This window comes from Pseudomonas sp. ASL7, assembly GCF_056680375.1.
The window spans coordinates 4,661,749-4,679,751 of sequence record NZ_CM155279.1 but is presented as its reverse complement, the minus strand read 5'-3'; the positions used below and the strand labels follow the sequence as shown (position 1 = coordinate 4,679,751).

General features: G+C 59.6%; 16 protein-coding genes. 13 read left to right on the top strand and 3 right to left on the bottom strand.

Annotated features, from left to right (window positions below; genetic code table 11):
- The first annotated feature begins 102 nt into the window (after window positions 1-102).
- From AC1MDT_RS21710 to AC1MDT_RS21690, 5 genes are all read left to right on the top strand, one after another.
- Window positions 103-1,020 carry a LysR substrate-binding domain-containing protein gene (locus AC1MDT_RS21710; protein WP_480418881.1) on the top strand — a complete coding sequence of 306 codons (918 nt, stop codon included), beginning with the start codon at window positions 103-105 and terminating at the stop codon, window positions 1,018-1,020.
- Between the two features lie 331 nt (window positions 1,021-1,351).
- Window positions 1,352-1,843 carry a 5-(carboxyamino)imidazole ribonucleotide mutase gene (gene purE / locus AC1MDT_RS21705; RefSeq protein WP_007971731.1) on the top strand — a complete coding sequence of 164 codons (492 nt, stop codon included), beginning with the start codon at window positions 1,352-1,354 and terminating at the stop codon, window positions 1,841-1,843.
- A gap of 11 nt (window positions 1,844-1,854) precedes the next feature.
- Window positions 1,855-2,937: a 5-(carboxyamino)imidazole ribonucleotide synthase gene (locus AC1MDT_RS21700; RefSeq protein ID WP_480418880.1), complete on the top strand. Its 1,083-nt coding sequence runs from the start codon at window positions 1,855-1,857 to the stop codon at window positions 2,935-2,937.
- A gap of 114 nt (window positions 2,938-3,051) precedes the next feature.
- A complete protein-coding gene (locus AC1MDT_RS21695) occupies window positions 3,052-3,297 on the top strand; it encodes a GlsB/YeaQ/YmgE family stress response membrane protein (protein ID WP_480418879.1) in 246 nt (81 codons plus the stop codon).
- An 87-nt stretch (window positions 3,298-3,384) separates the two neighbouring features.
- Entirely contained in the window at window positions 3,385-3,921 is a 537-nt protein-coding gene (locus AC1MDT_RS21690) for a DUF3299 domain-containing protein (protein ID WP_480418878.1), read from the top strand.
- Window positions 3,922-4,022: 101 nt separating this feature from the next.
- Here the strand turns inward: AC1MDT_RS21690 and AC1MDT_RS21685 are convergent, their stop codons facing one another.
- Together AC1MDT_RS21685 and AC1MDT_RS21680 are read right to left on the bottom strand one after the other, a co-directional pair.
- A complete protein-coding gene (locus AC1MDT_RS21685) occupies window positions 4,023-4,922 on the bottom strand; it encodes a D-hexose-6-phosphate mutarotase (RefSeq protein ID WP_480418877.1) in 900 nt (299 codons plus the stop codon).
- Window positions 4,923-4,994: 72 nt separating this feature from the next.
- A complete protein-coding gene (locus tag AC1MDT_RS21680) occupies window positions 4,995-5,399 on the bottom strand; it encodes an acyl-CoA thioesterase (RefSeq protein ID WP_007942704.1) in 405 nt (134 codons plus the stop codon).
- A 365-nt stretch (window positions 5,400-5,764) separates the two neighbouring features.
- Here AC1MDT_RS21680 and AC1MDT_RS21675 point away from each other — a divergent pair, with 365 nt between their 5' ends.
- The 8 genes from AC1MDT_RS21675 to AC1MDT_RS21640 all read left to right on the top strand — a co-directional run bounded on the left by AC1MDT_RS21675 (window position 5,765) and on the right by AC1MDT_RS21640 (window position 16,509).
- Entirely contained in the window at window positions 5,765-7,063 is a 1,299-nt protein-coding gene (locus tag AC1MDT_RS21675; protein ID WP_480418876.1) for an MFS transporter, read from the top strand.
- 233 nt (window positions 7,064-7,296) lie between these two features.
- On the top strand, window positions 7,297-8,298 hold the full coding sequence (locus AC1MDT_RS21670) for a phosphate ABC transporter substrate-binding protein PstS (RefSeq protein WP_480418875.1): 1,002 nt from the start codon (window positions 7,297-7,299) through the stop codon (window positions 8,296-8,298).
- 231 nt (window positions 8,299-8,529) lie between these two features.
- Window positions 8,530-10,812, top strand: a complete 2,283-nt coding sequence (locus AC1MDT_RS21665; RefSeq protein ID WP_480418874.1) for an ABC transporter permease subunit — start codon at window positions 8,530-8,532, stop codon at window positions 10,810-10,812.
- A gap of 15 nt (window positions 10,813-10,827) precedes the next feature.
- On the top strand, window positions 10,828-12,498 hold the full coding sequence (gene pstA / locus AC1MDT_RS21660) for a phosphate ABC transporter permease PstA (protein WP_480418873.1): 1,671 nt from the start codon (window positions 10,828-10,830) through the stop codon (window positions 12,496-12,498).
- Between the two features lie 145 nt (window positions 12,499-12,643).
- Entirely contained in the window at window positions 12,644-13,477 is an 834-nt protein-coding gene (gene pstB / locus AC1MDT_RS21655; RefSeq protein ID WP_480418872.1) for a phosphate ABC transporter ATP-binding protein PstB, read from the top strand.
- A gap of 71 nt (window positions 13,478-13,548) precedes the next feature.
- Window positions 13,549-14,310: a phosphate signaling complex protein PhoU gene (phoU, locus tag AC1MDT_RS21650; protein ID WP_480418871.1), complete on the top strand. Its 762-nt coding sequence runs from the start codon at window positions 13,549-13,551 to the stop codon at window positions 14,308-14,310.
- A gap of 167 nt (window positions 14,311-14,477) precedes the next feature.
- Window positions 14,478-15,404, top strand: a complete 927-nt coding sequence (locus AC1MDT_RS21645; RefSeq protein WP_480418870.1) for a response regulator — start codon at window positions 14,478-14,480, stop codon at window positions 15,402-15,404.
- 208 nt (window positions 15,405-15,612) lie between these two features.
- Window positions 15,613-16,509, top strand: coding sequence for a peptidoglycan DD-metalloendopeptidase family protein (locus AC1MDT_RS21640; RefSeq protein ID WP_480418869.1), 897 nt, complete (start codon window positions 15,613-15,615; stop codon window positions 16,507-16,509).
- Between the two features lie 114 nt (window positions 16,510-16,623).
- On the opposite strand, the gene AC1MDT_RS21635 is transcribed toward AC1MDT_RS21640, so the two are convergent.
- Window positions 16,624-17,964 (bottom strand): hemolysin family protein, encoded by a 1,341-nt coding sequence (locus AC1MDT_RS21635; protein WP_480418868.1) that lies wholly within the window; start codon window positions 17,962-17,964, stop codon window positions 16,624-16,626.
- Window positions 17,965-18,003 lie beyond the last annotated feature (39 nt).

The following is an 18,003-nucleotide window of genomic DNA, read 5'->3' as shown; positions in this document are numbered from 1 at the left end:
TGCTGTTAAACACTGGCCTATGCACATTCGGCATAATACCCATGTGACGCCGCGTGTGCGGCGAGCGTGTGACCTAAATTGGTGCGTGTCCGGGAGGACGTGATGAATCTGGAAAGTAAATGGCTCGAGGACTTCAGCGCCCTGGCCGCCACCCGCAGCTTCTCCCAGGCTGCCGAACGACGCTTCGTGACCCAGCCGGCATTCAGTCGGCGGATTCGTAGCCTTGAGGCTGCATTGGGGTTGCAACTGGTCAATCGTTCACGCACGCCGATTGAGCTGACAGCGGCGGGGCAATTGTTCCTGGTTACCGCGCGGACCGTCGTCGAGCAGCTCGGTGAAGTGCTGCGCCATCTTCATCACTTGGAGGGCGGGCAGGGTGAGGTGATGCAGGTCGCGGCCGCTCACTCGCTGGCGTTGGGTTTCTTCCCGCGCTGGATCGCCCAGTTGCGCAATGAAGGCCTGAACATTGCTACGCGGCTGGTGGCGACCAACGTCGGCGATGCGGTGCACGCCCTGCGTGAGGGCGGCTGCGATCTGATGCTGGCGTTCTACGACCCGGACGCGGCAATGCAGATGGACCCGGAAATCTTCCCCTCGCTGCACCTTGGCCAGACCGAGATGCTGCCCGTCTGCGCGGCGGACGCCGATGGCAAGCCGTTGTTCGATCTGGAAGGCGAGGCCAGTGTGCCGTTATTGGCCTACAGCACCGGGGCGTTTCTCGGACGTTCGGTGAACATGCTGCTGCGCCAGCGCGCCCTGCGGTTCACCACCATCTATGAGACCGCAATGGCCGACAGCCTGAAAAGCATGGCGCTGGAGGGCTTGGGCATCGCCTGGGTCCCGCAACTCAGTGTGCGTGCCGAACTGGCGCGCGGTGAACTGGTGGTCTGCGGCGGCCCGCAATGGCATGTGCCGCTGGAGATTCGCCTGTATCGCTGCGCTCTGGTGCGCAAGGCGAACGTGCGGTTGCTGTGGCGCAAGCTGGAAGGTGGCGCGGCTCAAGGCACGATGGGGACCTGAGCCCCATGAATACCCATTGTGGGAGCGAGCCTGCTCGCGAACGCGGTGTGTCAGTTGATATCAATGTTGTTTGACACACCGCTTTCGCGAGCAGGCTCACTCCCACAAGGGATTGTGTTGTTGTTTCGCTGACCTCAGAGTCAATAAAACCGGCGCTTTGCGCCGTATGACAGATGGTCATCTCGGGGGCTGTTTATCTGCTTCATTGAGGTATACTGCGCGGCCTTCGGCCGGTTTGACTGGCCATAATTCGTACAATCAAGCCACGCATTTTGCGTGGCTTGTTGTTTTTTGACGCGCCTGCGGGCGCCCAGAGAGAAGAGGCACGACGATGAGTGCACTGGTTGGCGTGATCATGGGCTCCAAGTCCGATTGGTCCACCCTTAGCCACACCGCCGATATGCTGGAAAAGCTCGGCATTCCTTACGAGGTGAAAGTGGTCTCTGCCCACCGCACCCCGGACCTGCTGTTCCAGTACGCGGAAGAGGCAGAGGCGCGTGGCATCGAGGTGATCATCGCCGGTGCCGGCGGCGCGGCCCATTTGCCAGGCATGTGTGCGGCCAAGACCCACCTGCCGGTGCTGGGCGTTCCGGTGCAGTCGGCGATGCTCTCGGGCGTCGATTCGCTGCTGTCTATTGTGCAGATGCCAGCAGGCATTCCGGTCGCCACCCTGGCCATCGGCAAGGCCGGCGCGATCAACGCAGCGCTGCTCTCGGCGAGCATCCTGGGCGCCAAGCACCCGCAGTTCCACGCGGTACTGAAAACTTTCCGTGCTGAGCAGACAGACAGCGTCCTGGAAAATCCAGACCCACGCATCGCCTGAGGTTGTTGACGATGAAGATCGGTGTAATCGGTGGCGGCCAGTTGGGTCGCATGTTGGCGTTGGCGGGTACTCCGCTGGGTATGAACTTCGCTTTCCTGGACCCGGCGCCGGATGCTTGCGCAGCCGCGTTGGGCGAACACCTGCGGGCCGATTACGGCGATCAGGATCACTTGCGTCAGCTGGCCGATGAAGTCGATCTGGTGACCTTCGAGTTCGAAAGCGTGCCGGCCGAAACCGTGGCGTTCCTGTCGCAATTCGTCCCGGTCTACCCGAGTGCCGAAGCCTTGCGCATCGCTCGTGACCGCTGGTTCGAAAAGAGCATGTTCAAGGACCTCGGGATTCCGACACCTGCGTTCGCCGACATTCAATCGCAGGCCGATCTTGATGCCGCGGTGGCTTCCATCGGGCTGCCGGCGGTGCTGAAAACCCGCACCCTGGGTTATGACGGCAAGGGCCAGAAAGTCCTGCGCACACCTGAAGATGTGGTCGGTACCTTCGCCGAGTTGGGGAGCGTCGCCTGCCTGCTGGAAGGCTTCGTGCCGTTCACCGGTGAAGTTTCGCTGATTGCCGTGCGTGCTCGCGATGGTGAAACCCGGTTCTATCCGCTGGTTCACAACACCCACGACAGTGGCATCCTCAAACTGTCCGTGGCCAGTACCGACCACCCGTTGCAAGCCTTGGCCGAAGACTATTCCAGCCGCGTGCTCAAGCAACTGGAATACGTCGGCGTCATGGCGTTCGAATTCTTTGAAGTCGACGGTGGCCTCAAGGCCAACGAAATCGCCCCACGCGTGCACAACTCCGGGCACTGGACCACCGAAGGCGCCGAGTGCAGCCAGTTCGAAAACCACTTGCGGGCGGTTGCCGGTCTGCCGCTGGGTTCGACCGCCAAGGTCGGTGAAAGCGCGATGCTCAACTTCATCGGTAAAGTGCCGGAGACCGACAAAGTCCTGGCCATCGCCGATTGCCATCTGCATCACTACGGCAAAGCGTTCAAGGTCGGCCGCAAAGTCGGTCACGCCAACCTGCGCTGCGCCGACAAGGCCACGCTAGAGCAGCAGATCCTCAAGGTCGAAGCGCTCATCGCCGAATAGTTTCATGTTGCAGCGGCGGAACCATTCAGGGGCCGCCGTTCTCTCATGGCAGGATGCCAAAGTCTGACTAGGCTTTGGCAAGGTGTCCTGTCTCACCAATCAGAGGGAAATGCCATGGGAATTATTGGAACCATCTTTATCGGCTTGATCGTCGGCCTGCTGGCTCGGTTCCTGAAACCGGGCGATGACAGCATGGGTTGGATCATGACTATCCTGCTCGGTATCGGCGGTTCGTTGGCAGCCACATACGGCGGCCAGGCTCTGGGCATCTACCAGGCCGGCCAAGGCGCGGGCTTCATCGGTGCGCTGGTGGGCGCCATAGTGTTGCTGGTGATTTACGGCTTTATCAAAAAGAGCTGATCCAAAGCGACGAAGCCTTCTCTGCGGTACACGCGGAGAGGGCTAAAATGCTCGACGATTTAATGTCTTTCCTTTACGAGCACCTTCATGCGCCGTTTTCTACTGACTTTCCTTTTACTGGGCGCGGGCGTTGCCCACGCCGGCGAGCTGCCGGAAACCGACTGGCTCGAACTGATGCCCAAGTCGGATCAGAAAGCCCTCGAGGCCATGCCCGAAATCGATCACAACTCCCCCGAAGGCAATGGCACCTTTACCCAAAAGGGTGGCATGAAGCAGAGCAAGGGCTTGCCGGCGGTGATGTATTCGACCAAAACCGTGCCGTCGATGAACGATAAAAACATCCGCATTGGGGGGTATCCAGTGCCGCTGGAGACCGACGCCAAGGGCCGCAGCACGCTGTTTTTCCTTGTGCCGTATCCGGGCGCCTGCATCCACGTGCCACCACCGCCGCCTAACCAACTGGTGCTGGTGCGTTATCCGCAGGGGTTGAAGCTCAATGATATCTACACCCCGCTATGGGTGACCGGCACGCTGAAGATCGAAAAGGTAAACAACGACCTGGCTGATGCAGCGTATGCGCTGGATGCGGCGAAGGTCAGAGTGGTGAAAGAGTCGGATTTGTAACCGTTGTAGGAGCGAGCTTGCTCGCGATGGTGTGTCAGCGACATTGATTTCGACTGACACACCATCGCGAGCAAGCTCGCTCCTACAGTGGTTTTGTGGTGTTACAGAGGTTTGCTACCGATGCTCACACCAAGCGTATGGCTCGCCCCCGGCGCCAACGTCACCACATCATCCATCACGTTCGCCGTTTCAATGCACACCATCCGCTGCCAGCCATCGTCGGCCATGTCACTGAACGCTGCCGCACGATCGATCCACGGGTTCCAGATCACTGCCGAGCGCGAACCGCTGCTGGTCAGCTCGATGCGCCGTTCCCAGGCGGGGTCGACAATGCTCAGCTTCGCCGGGGTGTTGAGGTAGATGCGATCGGTCTCGCCCGCAAAACGCAGATCACCGGTCTGAGTCACGGTTGTCCAATCGTCCAGCGTCTCGATGTAACTCAAGCTATCCAACCCTTCGACATGCACGTTGCGTACATCGCTGACTGCGAAGTAGCTGTGCAGCGCCTGGCTGATGGTGACTTTTTCAGTGCCCTGATTATGGCTGGTCAGGCTGATGTGCAACTGTTCATCCAGACGAATGCTCAGCTTCAAGTCCACCTGATGCGGCCAGCCCGGCAAGCCGGTTTCGGGGTACGGCAGAAGAAACTCGACCTTCAGGCTCTCACCTTCGGCCTCGATGCCGCCCAGCTCCCAATCCATTGCGCGTACCAGTCCGTGAGCAGTCGCCGGTTCGTTGCTGACACGCATCGCCTGAACGCTCTGCGGGTTGCGTGACAGATTACCGAACCACGGCCAGCACACCGGCACACCGGCGCGGATGCTCTTGCCAGCCTTGAACACGGCCTCATCGTTGAGCCAGATCAGCGGCGGTTGGCCGGCCAATTGATAACTGAGGATGTGCGCGCCTTGCTGGGCAACGAGCAATTCGGCCTGACCGTGGCGGATGCGCCAGCAGTTCAGTTCATCCAGTTTCACGGCTTCAACGTTGGGCGTGTTCATGGGACAACTCTCGATCAGCAACAATGACGACTACAGACCGCAAAAAGATCGCCGGGTTTAACCAGGCTCTTTTTAACGGGCCCGGGGCGGAACCGAACGGGTACGGCCGCTGCCATCGATGGCGACGAACACGAACACCGCTTCGGTGACTTTGCGCCATTCGCTGGACAGTGGATCGTCGCTCCAGACTTCAACCATCATCTTGATCGAGCTGCGGCCGATTTCCAGCGCCTGGGTATAAAAGGAAAGTTGAGCGCCTACCGCGACCGGCACCAGGAACGCCATGCGGTCGATCGCAACGGTGGCCACACGACCTCCCGCGACTTTGCTGGCCATTGCGGTGCCGGCCAAATCCATCTGCGCCACCAGCCAGCCGCCGAAAATATCGCCGAAACCGTTGGTTTCACGAGGAAGCGCGGTAATTTGCAGGGCCAGGTCGCCTTGCGGAATTGGATCTTCTTGTTCGAGCTCTATCATGCCGGGGGTGCCTCTGACCCGTGACTCTTCATTGGTACTTCAGGTGAGTAGCCGCTTTCAAGAAAAACGATTCAGCCCCGAACATACCGCGTTCGTCACGTTTTTCGTAAGGCGCCTAAAGGGAAACTCTGCGAAATCGCCTATGAACCCCGGAAGGCGTTTTCGCACAGCAACCCATTCAACATGTCGCAATGTTGCGAGTATATCGGTCGGTAGACTCCGAAACGACCGTCCGGTTCTCATTTTGACTGTCAAATACGCGCTTCTATGTGCTTTTTCGAACTATTTGTTATCGTGCCGGACCTGCCCAAGCCTCCGCCAGCGTTGTTGGGGGTGCAGATCCGACTATAAGAGAAGCCCTTGCCATGACCACAGCGCCCTCGAGCATCGCGCAGCCAACACAACCCGCACGTCCGCTGACTCGCAACGACTACAAGACGTTATCGCTGTCTGCCTTGGGCGGGGCGCTGGAGTTCTACGACTTCATTATCTTCGTGTTCTTCGCCACGGTAGTGGGCAAGCTGTTCTTCCCGGCGGACATGCCTGAGTGGCTGCGGCTGATGCAGACCTTCGGCATTTTCGCCGCCGGTTACCTCGCACGGCCCTTGGGCGGCATTGTGATGGCGCACTTCGGTGACCTGCTGGGACGCAAGAAAATGTTTACCTTGAGCATTTTCATGATGGCCGTGCCCACCCTGATTATGGGTCTGCTGCCGACGTATGCGCAGATTGGCATGTGGGCGCCGATCCTGTTGCTACTGATGCGGGTGATCCAGGGCGCAGCAATTGGTGGTGAAGTACCGGGCGCGTGGGTATTCGTTTCCGAACACGTTCCGCAGCGTCATATCGGCTACGCCTGCGGCACCCTGACCAGCGGTTTGACGGCGGGCATCTTGCTGGGTTCGTTGGTCGCTACGGTGATCAACAGCCTTTACACCCCGCTGGAAGTGTCGGATTACGCCTGGCGCATCCCGTTCCTGCTCGGGGGTGTGTTTGGTCTGTTCTCGGTGTATTTGCGTCGCTGGCTGCACGAAACCCCGGTGTTCGCCGAGCTGCAACTGCGCAAAGCCCTGGCCGAAGAAGTACCGCTGCGTGCCGTGTTGCGCGACCATCGCGGCGCGATCCTGATTTCCATGCTGCTGACCTGGCTTCTGTCTGCCGGCATCATCGTGGTGATTCTGATGACGCCAACCGTGCTGCAGACGGTCTACCACTTCTCGCCAACCACCGCGTTGCAGGCCAACAGCCTGGCAATCGTCTTCCTCAGCCTGGGCTGCGTAGCGTCCGGCGCGCTGGCCGACCGCTTCGGCGCTGGCCGGGTGTTCGTGTTTGGCAGCGCTGCGCTGTTGATCAGTTCGTGGACCTTCTATCACAGCCTGTTCAACTACCCTGAGTGGCTGTTCCCGATGTACGCCTTGACCGGTCTGCTGGTCGGCACCATCGGCGCGGTGCCGTACGTGATGGTCAAAGCCTTTCCGGCGGTGGTGCGCTTCAGCGGGCTGTCGTTCTCCTACAACCTGGCCTATGCGATCTTTGGAGGTCTGACGCCGATGATCGTTACGCTGCTGCTTAAGGAAAGCCCGATGGGGCCGGCGTATTACGTGGCGATCATCTGTGGGGTCGGGATTGTGGTGGGTGGGTATCTCTGGAAGAAGGGGCGCTAGGCGGATATTTCCATCGACTGTACTGGCCCCATCGCGAGCAAGCTCGCTCCCACATTGATTGGCGCTAAACCTGTGGGAGCGAGCTTGCTCGCGATTGGGCGCGACGCAAATCATCCTGAAAAAAGCCGAATGCTGGCCTTTCATCCAATTGTCATATTTCAGCCATAGAGTGTTCACACGGCCTGCCGATACTTGGCCCCGACTTAACACACCCTATCTGCTAGGAGTAAGGCATGAAACTGAAGCGTTTGATGGCGGCAATGACTTTTGTCGCTGCTGGCGTTGCGACTGCCAACGCGTTCGCCGCTGTTGACCCTGCTATCCCGAGCTACACCAAGACCACTGGTGTGTCGGGCAACCTGTCCAGCGTCGGCTCCGATACCCTGGCCAACCTCATGACCCTGTGGGCTGAGAACTACAAAAAAGAATACCCGAACGTAAACATCCAGATTCAGGCCGCTGGCTCCGCCACTGCGCCACCTGCGCTGACTGAAGGCACCTCCAACCTGGGCCCGATGAGCCGCAAGATGAAGGACACCGAACTGGCGGCCTTCGAGCAGAAGTACGGCTACAAGCCAACCGCAATCCCGGTTGCCGTGGACGCCCTGGCTGTGTTCGTGCACAAAGACAACCCGATCCAGCACCTGACCATGGAACAAGTTGACGCGATCTTCTCGTCCACTCGTCTGTGCGGCGCTAAAACCGAAATCAAAACCTGGGGCGACCTGGGTGTGACCGGCGACCTGGCCAACAAGCCGGTTCAACTGTTCGGTCGTAACTCGGTATCCGGCACTTATGGCTACTTCAAAGAAGAAGCCCTGTGCAAAGGCGACTACAAGCCAAACGTCAACGAACAACCAGGCTCGGCTTCGGTCGTGCAGTCGATCAGCTCCTCGCTGAACGGCATCGGTTACTCGGGCATCGGCTACAAAACCGCTAGCGTGAAGACAGTGGCTCTGTCCAAGAAGGGCAGCACTGAGTTCATCGAAGACAGCGAAGAAAACGCACTGAACGGCAAATACCCGCTGTCGCGTTTCCTCTACGTCTACGTCAACAAAGCTCCGAACAAGCCTCTGGCCCCGCTGGAAGCCGAGTTCGTGAAACTGGTTCTGTCCAAACAGGGCCAGGAAGTTGTAGTGAAAGACGGCTACATCCCACTGCCAGCCAAGGTTGCTGCAAAAGCACTGGCTGACTTGGGTCTGGCGGAAGGCGGCCCTGAAGTCGCAAAAAAGTAAAACCCTAGGCCCGGGGTAAGCCCCGGACCTGTGTAGGAGCAGCCGGTCGACGCTCGATTGCTCGTGAAAATGGTGCATCCGACACATTTTCTGTGCCTGACCGACCATCGCGAGCAAGCTCGCTCCTACAACCCCCAAATTTTCAGTCCGCTGCCAGTTTCCACAGGCGGCGGATTTGCTGCGTCACTGCGTTGTCATCTTTCTGTCATACAGGACCGCTAGGGTGTGCGAATGAATGATCTGGCCAATTCCACCATGACTACTAATCCCCCCAAGCGAATTGACTTCAATACGCCTGAACTGCAACGCAAGCGTCGCATCCGCGCGCTCAAAGATCGCCTGACCCGCTGGTACGTCCTCGTTGGCGGCCTCGCCGTGCTCGGCGCGATCACGCTGATCTTCTTCTTTCTCGCTTACGTCGTCGCGCCGCTGTTTCAAGGGGCGAGCCTGACGGCCAAAGACACCATCACGCCCGCCTGGATGCAAGACGCCGGCAAGCCGTTGATGATCTCAATGGAAGAACAGAACCAGGTGGCCATGCGGGTATCCGACAAAGGCCAGGCGTTGTTCTTTGATATCGACAGTGGCGCTGAACTCAAGCGCGTCGATCTGCCGATCCCGGCCGGCACCACCGTGACCTCCATCGGCGAAGACCAGCCAGGCCATCCACTGGTGGCGGTGGGCTTGTCCAACGGTCAGGCACTGGTGTTCCGCCACACCTATAAAGTCAGCTACCCGGACGGCAAGAAGACCATCTCGCCGGCCATCGAGTACCCGTACGGTGAAACGCCAATCGCGTTGAACGAGGCGGGCGGTACGCTGGAGCACGTCAGCCTCAACGCCACCGACACCACCCTGATGCTGGTGGGTGCCAGCGGTTCGCAACTCAATGTGCTTTCGCTGACCAGCGAAGAAAACATGATGACCGGCGAAATCACCACTGAGCAGAAGCGCATCGATCTGCCGCAGATGACCGAGACGGTGAAAAACATCTTCGTCGACCCGCGTCAGCAGTGGCTGTATGTGGTTAACGGTCGGGCTCAGGCCGACGTGTTCAGCCTGCGCGACAAGAGCCTTAACGGTCGCTACAAACTGCTTGAAGACGGTGAAGCCCAAGTCACCGCCAGCACTCAACTGGTGGGTGGCATCTCGCTGATCATCGGCGACTCCAAAGGCGGCCTGGCCCAGTGGTTCATGGCCCGCGACCCGGATGGTGAGCTGCGTCTGAAGCAGATCCGTACCTTCCAGATGGGCACCGCGCCCATCGTTGAAATCACCGCCGAAGAGCGTCGCAAAGGCTTCGTCGCCCTTGATGCCTCGGGCAAGCTCGGTGTGTTCCACAGCACCGCCCACCGCACCTTGCTGGTGGATCAGGTAGTCGATGGCCAAGGTATTTTCGGCCTGTCGCCACGGGCCAACCGCGTGATCGTGGAAGCGGGCGGCAAGATTCAACCGCTGTTGTTGGACAACCCGCACCCGGAAGTTTCCTGGAGCGCGTTGTGGAGCAAGGTCTGGTACGAGAACTACGACGAGCCTAAATACGTCTGGCAATCGACCGCCGCCAACACCGATTTCGAACCCAAGATGAGCCTGGCACCACTGACCTTTGGTACGCTCAAGGCCGCGTTCTACGCCATGCTGTTGGCCGCGCCACTGGCCGTCGCCGCAGCGATCTACACCGCGTACTTCATGGCCCCGAGACTGCGCCGCAAGGTCAAGCCGGTGATCGAGCTGATGGAAGCGATGCCGACGGTGATCCTCGGTTTCTTCGCCGGCCTGTTCCTCGCTCCATATGTAGAAGGGCACTTGCCGGGCATCTTCAGCCTGCTGATGCTCGTGCCGATCGGCATTCTGGTGGCCGGTTTCGTCTTCAGCCGCCTGCCTGAGTCCATCCGCCTGAAAGTGCCGGACGGTTGGGAAAGCGCGATCCTGATTCCAGTGATTCTGTTCGTGGGCTGGTTGTCGTTGTACATGAGCCCGTACATGGAAACCTGGTTCTTCGGCGGCGACATGCGCATGTGGATCTCCCACGACCTGGGCATCACCTACGATCAGCGCAACGCACTGGTGGTCGGCCTGGCCATGGGCTTCGCGGTCATCCCGAACATCTATTCCATTGCCGAAGATGCCGTGTTCAGCGTGCCTCGCGGTTTGACGCTGGGTTCCCTGGCACTGGGTGCTACGCCGTGGCAGACCATGACCCGCGTGGTGATCCTCACCGCCAGCCCGGGCATCTTCTCGGCATTGATGATCGGCATGGGCCGTGCGGTCGGGGAAACCATGATCGTGCTGATGGCGACGGGTAACACCCCGGTCATGGAAATGAACCTGTTCGAAGGCCTGCGCACGCTGGCTGCCAACGTCGCGGTGGAAATGCCCGAATCGGAAGTCGGCGGTAGCCACTACCGTGTGCTGTTCCTCTCGGCGCTGGTGCTGCTGCTGTTCACCTTCGTCATGAACACCCTCGCGGAACTGATTCGTCAGCGTCTGCGCAAGAAATACTCGTCGCTTTAAGAAAGGTAGAAGTCTGTGAAACAGAACTCCCTGAACGGATGGTTCAAGAGCGGCGCCCCTGGCGTCTGGATCAGCGGCGGCGCGGTGTCCATCGCGGTCATCATGACCATTGGCTTGCTCGCGGTGATTGCCGTGCGCGGCCTGGGTCACTTCTGGCCGGCGGACCTGATACACGCCAACTATGACGTGCCGGGCCAGGCCAATCACCTGGTGATCGGCGAAGTGGTGCAGAAAGAAGAAGTGCCGCGCGAGCGCTTGAAAAGCGCTGGCCTGCCGGTGCCCGATCAGGGCCCGGAGTTCATGACTCGCGAGCTGATCAAAGTCGGCAACCGTGACCTGAACGGTAACGACTTCACCTGGGTCGTCGGCGAATGGCTGACTAACCAGACGAGCCCACCAGAATTGATGACGATCGAGCGTCGTGAGTGGGGCAACTTCTACGGTTACCTGGTCAACGTCAAACAGGACGGCAAGGTCATCGCCGAGGGCGAAGCGGCGTGGCCTGAGTTGCAGGCGCGTGTGGATCGGGTCAACAAACTCGCGGCACAGCTCAAGACGCTGGAAAAAACCGACATCGGCGCGATCAACTCAGGTCTGGAGCGTGTCCGTCTGCACGGTCGCAAACTGGAGCTGACCGGCAAACTCGACGCCACTGCACAAGCGGACATGGCGGCCGAGCGCGCCGAACTGAATGCACGCTATCAAGACATCGAAGCTCGACTCAGCGACCTGCACGCGCAGTTCAACCGCGACAGCCTGACGGCACGCGATGCGAACGGCAAAGAGATCGAAATGGGCATCGGCAAAGTGGTTCACGCCTATCAGCCGAACGCCATGGGCTACTTCACCAAGATCCGCTTCTACTTCAGCAAGGTCTGGGAATTCCTCAGCGATGACCCGCGTGAAGCGAACACCGAAGGCGGGATCTTCCCGGCCATTTTCGGCACCGTGATGATGACCCTGATCATGGCGATGATCGTGACGCCGTTCGGCGTGCTGGCGGCGGTTTACCTGCGTGAGTATGCCAAGCAGAACACGTTGACGCGTATTATCCGCATCGCGGTGAACAACCTGGCGGGCGTTCCGGCCATTGTTTACGGCGTGTTTGGTTTGGGCTTCTTCGTCTACGTACTCGGCGGCTCGGTGGACCGGATCTTCTTCCCCGAAGCTTTGCCGGCGCCGACCTTCGGTACTCCGGGCCTGCTCTGGGCCTCGTTGACCCTGGCGCTGCTGGCGGTGCCGGTGGTGATCGTGGCCACCGAAGAAGGCCTGGCGCGGATTCCTCGCACCGTGCGTGAAGGCTCGTTGGCCCTTGGCGCAACCAAGGCTGAAACCTTGTGGAAGATCGTGCTGCCAATGGCCAGCCCGGCGATGATGACCGGCATGATCCTCGCCGTAGCGCGCGCCGCCGGTGAAGTGGCGCCGCTGATGTTGGTGGGTGTGGTGAAACTGGCACCGTCGCTGCCGCTGGACGGCAACTACCCGTACCTTCACCTCGACCAAAAGATCATGCACTTGGGCTTTCACATCTATGACGTCGGCTTCCAGAGCCCGAACGTCGAAGCTGCGCGTCCGCTGGTGTACGCCACGGCGCTGTTGCTGGTGCTGGTGATCGCCACGTTGAACTTGTCGGCAGTGTGGATTCGTAACCACCTGCGCGAAAAATACAAAGCGCTGGAAAGCTGATGCTTGCTCGCGAAAATGGTACATCCGACACATTTTCTGTGCCTGAACTACTATCGCGAGCAAGCTCGCTCCTACAAAGAATGACGTAACCGCAGGCTCGGCCTGCGGCTCACTGAACCGAATTTGTTAGCACAGGGAGCCTCCCATGCAGCACGAAGCACATACCCACGGCATCAACATGTCTGCCTTGGGTCGCAACAAACAGAGCTTGAGCCTCGAGCAGGAAACTGTCGCCATCGAAGTGCCGGGCCTGAGCCTGTTCTACGGCGACAAACAAGCGCTGTATGACGTCAGCATGAACATTCCGAAACAGCGCGTGACCGCCTTCATCGGCCCGTCCGGCTGCGGCAAGTCCACGCTGCTGCGCACCTTCAATCGCATGAACGACCTGGTCGACGGCTGCCGCGTAGAGGGCGAAATCAACCTGTACGGCAACAACATCTACCGTAAAGGCGAAGACGTGGCCGAGCTGCGTCGTCGTGTCGGCATGGTGTTCCAGAAGCCGAACCCGTTCCCGAAAACCATCTACGAGAACGTGGTCTACGGTTTGCGCATCCAGGGCATCAACAAGAAGCGCATCCTCGACGAAGCCGTCGAGTGGGCATTGAAAGGTGCGGCGCTGTGGGACGAAGTCAAAGACCGTCTGCACGAGTCGGCACTCGGCCTGTCCGGCGGTCAGCAGCAACGTCTGGTGATCGCCCGCACCATCGCCGTGGAGCCGGAAGTGCTGCTGCTCGACGAACCCTGCTCGGCACTCGACCCGATCTCCACGCTGAAAGTCGAAGAGCTGATCTACGAACTGAAATCGAAGTTCACCATCGTCATCGTGACCCACAACATGCAACAGGCCGCGCGGGTTTCCGACTACACGGCGTTCATGTACATGGGCAAGCTGGTGGAATTCGGTGACACCGATACCCTGTTCACCAATCCGGCGAAGAAGCAGACCGAAGACTACATCACTGGTCGTTACGGCTAGGAAGTTGTGGTTGCTCACTGAACTGACGCTGCGGTCCACCGCACCTTACCGGACGCTCCAAGGACGCCAACATGATTAGCAAAGAAGGCCTTACCCATCACATCTCCCAGCAGTTCAACGCCGAGCTTGAGGAAGTGCGCAGCCACCTCCTGGCCATGGGCGGCCTGGTCGAGAAGCAGGTCAACGATGCGGTCACTGCGCTGATCGAGGCCGATTCCGGCCTGGCCCAGCAGGTGCGCGACATTGATGACCAGATTAACGAGATGGAACGCAACATCGACGAAGAATGCCTGCGCATTCTGGCCCGTCGTCAGCCGGCGGCATCCGATTTGCGTCTGATCATCAGCATTTCAAAGTCGGTGATCGACCTGGAGCGCATCGGCGACGAATCCACCAAGATTGCCCGTCGTGCCATCCAGCTGTGCGAAGAAGGTGAAGCCCCGCGCGGTTACGTCGAGGTTCGCCACATCGGTGACCAGGTGCGCAACATGGTGCGCGATGCACTGGACGCCTTTGCCCGTTTCGATGCCGACCTGGCGTTATCGGTGGCGCAATACGACAAGGTCATCGACCGCGAATACAAGACTGCGCTACGTGAGCTGGCGACCTACATGATGGAAGACCCGCGCTCTATCTCGCGAGTCTTGAGCATCATTTGGGTGCTGCGTTCGCTGGAACGGATCGGCGACCACGCGCGCAATATCTCGGAGTTGGTGATTTACCTGGTGCGCGGCACCGATGTGCGTCACCTGGGCCTTAAGCGCATGAAAGAAGAAGTTGAAGGCACGAGTGCCGAAACAGCTAATGTTCCGGGCAAAGCTGACGATAAGTAAGACTGCCCAAGAAAAACGCCCGGTCCTTTGGCCGGGCGTTTTTGTGTGTGGTTTTCGACGTTCAAAGCAGCACCCGCGAACGAAAAGTCCCGGCGTGACTGACGGTTTTTGGCAATGTGCCATCAGCAAAACGGTATGCTTGCCGGGATTTTTTCGAGGGAAGGTGGATGAGCAAGATCAGTGTGTTGGTGGTGGACGATGCGGCGTTCATTCGTGACCTGGTGAAGAAGTGCCTGCGTAACTACTTCCCGGGCATCCGGACCGAAGATGCCATCAACGGCAAAAAGGCTCAGTCCATGCTGGCCAAGGAAGCGTTCGACCTGGTCCTGTGCGACTGGGAGATGCCGGAAATGTCTGGCCTGGAACTGCTGACCTGGTGCCGCGAGCAGGACAACCTCAAGACCATGCCCTTCGTGATGGTGACCAGCCGTGGCGACAAAGAGAATGTTGTCCAGGCGATCCAGGCCGGCGTAACCGGCTACGTCAGCAAGCCGTTCACCAACGAACAGCTGTTGACCAAGGTCAAACAGGCATTGAACAAGGTCGGCAAGCTTGATGCCTTGATGAGCAGTGCGCCGGTTAAAACGAACTCCGCGTTCGGTAACGATTCCCTGATTGCACTGACCGGCGGCAAGACGGCCGTGGCCGCGCCAACCATGCCAACAGCGCCAACAGCGGCCCCGGCGGCTGCACCGTCTCGTGGCCTGCTCAACAGCCCACCGGTCAAGGCCCCCGTTAACGCCGCCGCTGCAGCCGGTGGTCGTGGCCAAGGCCAGTTGCGTTTGCCGAGCGGCATTCAGCAATGTGTGATCAAAGCCTTGAGTCTCAAGGAAGCGCTGCTGGTGGTGAAGCGCACCGACACTCTGCCGCAAGTGCTGGACAGCGCCGTACTCGACCTGGAACAGGGCGAGAACGCTGAAGTCGCCCGCCTCAACGGCTACCTGCACGCCATCGTCGCCCACGAACCGAAACCCGACAGCGACTGGCTGCAACTGACCTTCCGCTTTGTCGATCAGGACGCGCAGAAGCTCGACTACATCTCCCGTTTGATCGCACGTGGTACGGCGCAGAAGCATTTCATACCGGGTGCTTAAGTCCCGCGTCGCCTGAGAGTCCGTCTTCGCGAGCAGGCTCGCTCCCACAGGAGAATACATTCCAATGTGGGAGCGAGCCTGCTCGCGAAGGGGCCATCAAACTCACCGTACATCCGCTGAACCGACCATTCTGAAACATCTGCCGACACCCCGGGTCCATTGCAGCTGCTAGGCTCAATCCCAGGCCTTACTCGACAGAATCCCGCCCATGCTCGCGCGCCTGCTGTTTCTCTGCGGTCTATTCCTGGCATCCGCCTCGGCGGGGGCCGTGACGATCTATAAATCCACCGATGCCAATGGCGTGGTTTCCTACAGCGACCGCCCCACGAAGGGCTCCACGGTGTTCACTTTTCGGGATCGCATGGTCGAGCACCTTGAGCGGCAGGTGTACCTCGTTATCACGAAGAAGCAGGGCGTGGACAGCGTCTACGTGCGCAATGACCTGTATGCGCCGGTAGAAATCGAGTTGAGTTTCGCCGGGTTGGAGAACGTCAGTGGGGCGCCGAGCCGACCGATTCGCCGGGTGATGCCGGCCCGCAGCAGCATACGTCTGGCGGTGCTCACGGCCTTGCAGCCCGAAAGGCCGCTCGCGTACGTTCCCAAGTTCGAGTACTCCCTGGGCGACCCCTCAGGCGCCGCCGTAGCCTATCGATATCCCTTTCCCTGGCGCGGCGGGCCGTTTCGGCTGACTCAGGGCGCCAATGGCCAATACAGCCATTTTGGCCCGAAGAACCGCTACGCCCTGGACATTGCCATGCCCGAAGGCACGCCAATCATCGCGGCGCGTGGCGGGGTGGTGGTGAAAACCGAGAATGCCCAGACCGGGCGTGGCAACGATCCGTCGGGCAACTTTGTGCGAATACTGCACGATGACGGGACCATGGGCGTGTACCTGCACCTCAAGCAAGGTTCGGTCTGCGTGAGGGAAGGTCAGCGGGTGGTAGTGGGCAGTGCATTGGCGCTGTCGGGCAATACCGGCAACAGCAGCGGGCCACACCTGCACTTCGTCGTGCAGCGCAATACCGGGTTGGGGCTGGTGTCGATTCCGTACCAGTTCAATCGACCGGTAGGCGTATTGCCCAACTTTGCGTTGGGCAAGCAGTGATGAGTTACCTGGGCTGATGCTTTCGCGAGCAGGCTCGCTCCCACAGGTTCAACACAAACCAAATGTGGGAGCGAGCCTGCTCGCGAAGGGACCGACGCGGATCCGATCAGCGCATCAATCGAGCATCAGAACCTTGGCCAGAATGATCTTCGGCCCTTTCATCTTCTTGATGATGATCCGCAAGCCCTCGACTTCCAGCACTTCTTCCTCTTCCGGCACCCGTTTCAGGGTTTCATAGACCAGCCCGGCGAGGGTTTCAGCTTCGACGTGGTCCAGGTCGATGCCCAGCAGCCGTTCAACCTTGAACAGCGGGGTATCGCCCCGTACCAGCAGCTTGCCCGGCTGATAAGCGAGGATCCCGCGCTCAGCCTTGCGGTGTTCGTCCTGAATGTCGCCCACCAGCACTTCCAGCACGTCTTCCATAGTCAGATAGCCGATGACGTTGCTGTCGGCTTCTTCGACCAGCGCGAAGTGCGAGCCGCCCTTGCGGAATTGTTCGAGCAGTTGCGACAGCGGCATGTGCCGCGAGATGCGCTCCAGCGGACGGGTCAGTTCGGCCAGGTTGAACGATTCGGGAATGTGATCCAGCGCCGCCAGTTCCAGCAGCAGGTCCTTGATGTGCAACAGGCCGACGAACTCCTGACGGTCGCTGTCGTACACCGGGTAGCGGCTGAACTTGTGGCGACGGAACAGCGCGAGGATTTCCTTGAGCGGCGCATTGAACTCCACTGTCACCAGGTCTTCCCGCGAGTTGGCCCAGTCCACCACTTCCAGCTCGCCCATTTCCACTGCCGAGGCCAATACACGCATGCCTTGGTCGCTCGGGTCCTGGCCACGGCTGGAGTGCAGGATCAGTTTCAGTTCTTCACGGCTGTAATGGTGCTCGTGATGAGGACCGGGTTCACCTTGGCCGGCGATCCGCAGGATTGCGTTGGCGCTGGCGTTGAGCAGGTAAATGGCCGGGTACATCGCCCAGTAGAAAAGATACAGCGGCACCGCCGTCCAGAGCGACAGCAACTCGGGTTTGCGGATGGCCCAGGATTTAGGGGCCAGTTCGCCCACCACGATGTGCAGGTACGAGATGACAAAGAACGCGGCGAAGAACGACACGCCTTTGATCACTTCGGCCGACTGCACGCCGACGGCGTCAAGCAGCGGTTCAAGAATGTGTGCGAACGCCGGTTCGCCCACCCAGCCAAGGCCGAGGGAGGCGAGGGTGATACCCAATTGGCACGCCGACAGGTACGCATCGAGCTGACTGTGCACGGTGCGCAGGATATGTCCGCGCCAGCCGTTTTTATCAGCGATGGCCTCGACCCGGGTCGAGCGCAATTTGACCATGGCAAATTCCGCCGCAACGAAAAATCCGTTGAGCAAAACCAGGATCAGAGCAAAAAGAATCATGCCGAAATCGGCGAAGAGTGTGGCGAGGGTCAAGCCAGGGGAAGGGTCCATGATGGAGTTTTGCGGGTTCCGTGTAATTCAAAAGGAAAT

Coding starts and splice junctions, on each gene's coding strand:
- AC1MDT_RS21710 (WP_480418881.1), top strand. CDS start 103: ATGAATCTGGAAAGTAAATGGCTCGAGGACTTCAGCGCCCTGGCCGCC.
- purE (WP_007971731.1), top strand. CDS start 1,352: ATGAGTGCACTGGTTGGCGTGATCATGGGCTCCAAGTCCGATTGGTCC.
- AC1MDT_RS21700 (WP_480418880.1), top strand. CDS start 1,855: ATGAAGATCGGTGTAATCGGTGGCGGCCAGTTGGGTCGCATGTTGGCG.
- AC1MDT_RS21695 (WP_480418879.1), top strand. CDS start 3,052: ATGGGAATTATTGGAACCATCTTTATCGGCTTGATCGTCGGCCTGCTG.
- AC1MDT_RS21690 (WP_480418878.1), top strand. CDS start 3,385: ATGCGCCGTTTTCTACTGACTTTCCTTTTACTGGGCGCGGGCGTTGCC.
- AC1MDT_RS21685 (WP_480418877.1), bottom strand. CDS start 4,922: ATGAACACGCCCAACGTTGAAGCCGTGAAACTGGATGAACTGAACTGC.
- AC1MDT_RS21680 (WP_007942704.1), bottom strand. CDS start 5,399: ATGATAGAGCTCGAACAAGAAGATCCAATTCCGCAAGGCGACCTGGCC.
- AC1MDT_RS21675 (WP_480418876.1), top strand. CDS start 5,765: ATGACCACAGCGCCCTCGAGCATCGCGCAGCCAACACAACCCGCACGT.
- AC1MDT_RS21670 (WP_480418875.1), top strand. CDS start 7,297: ATGAAACTGAAGCGTTTGATGGCGGCAATGACTTTTGTCGCTGCTGGC.
- AC1MDT_RS21665 (WP_480418874.1), top strand. CDS start 8,530: ATGAATGATCTGGCCAATTCCACCATGACTACTAATCCCCCCAAGCGA.
- pstB (WP_480418872.1), top strand. CDS start 12,644: ATGCAGCACGAAGCACATACCCACGGCATCAACATGTCTGCCTTGGGT.
- phoU (WP_480418871.1), top strand. CDS start 13,549: ATGATTAGCAAAGAAGGCCTTACCCATCACATCTCCCAGCAGTTCAAC.
- AC1MDT_RS21645 (WP_480418870.1), top strand. CDS start 14,478: ATGAGCAAGATCAGTGTGTTGGTGGTGGACGATGCGGCGTTCATTCGT.
- AC1MDT_RS21640 (WP_480418869.1), top strand. CDS start 15,613: ATGCTCGCGCGCCTGCTGTTTCTCTGCGGTCTATTCCTGGCATCCGCC.
- AC1MDT_RS21635 (WP_480418868.1), bottom strand. CDS start 17,964: ATGGACCCTTCCCCTGGCTTGACCCTCGCCACACTCTTCGCCGATTTC.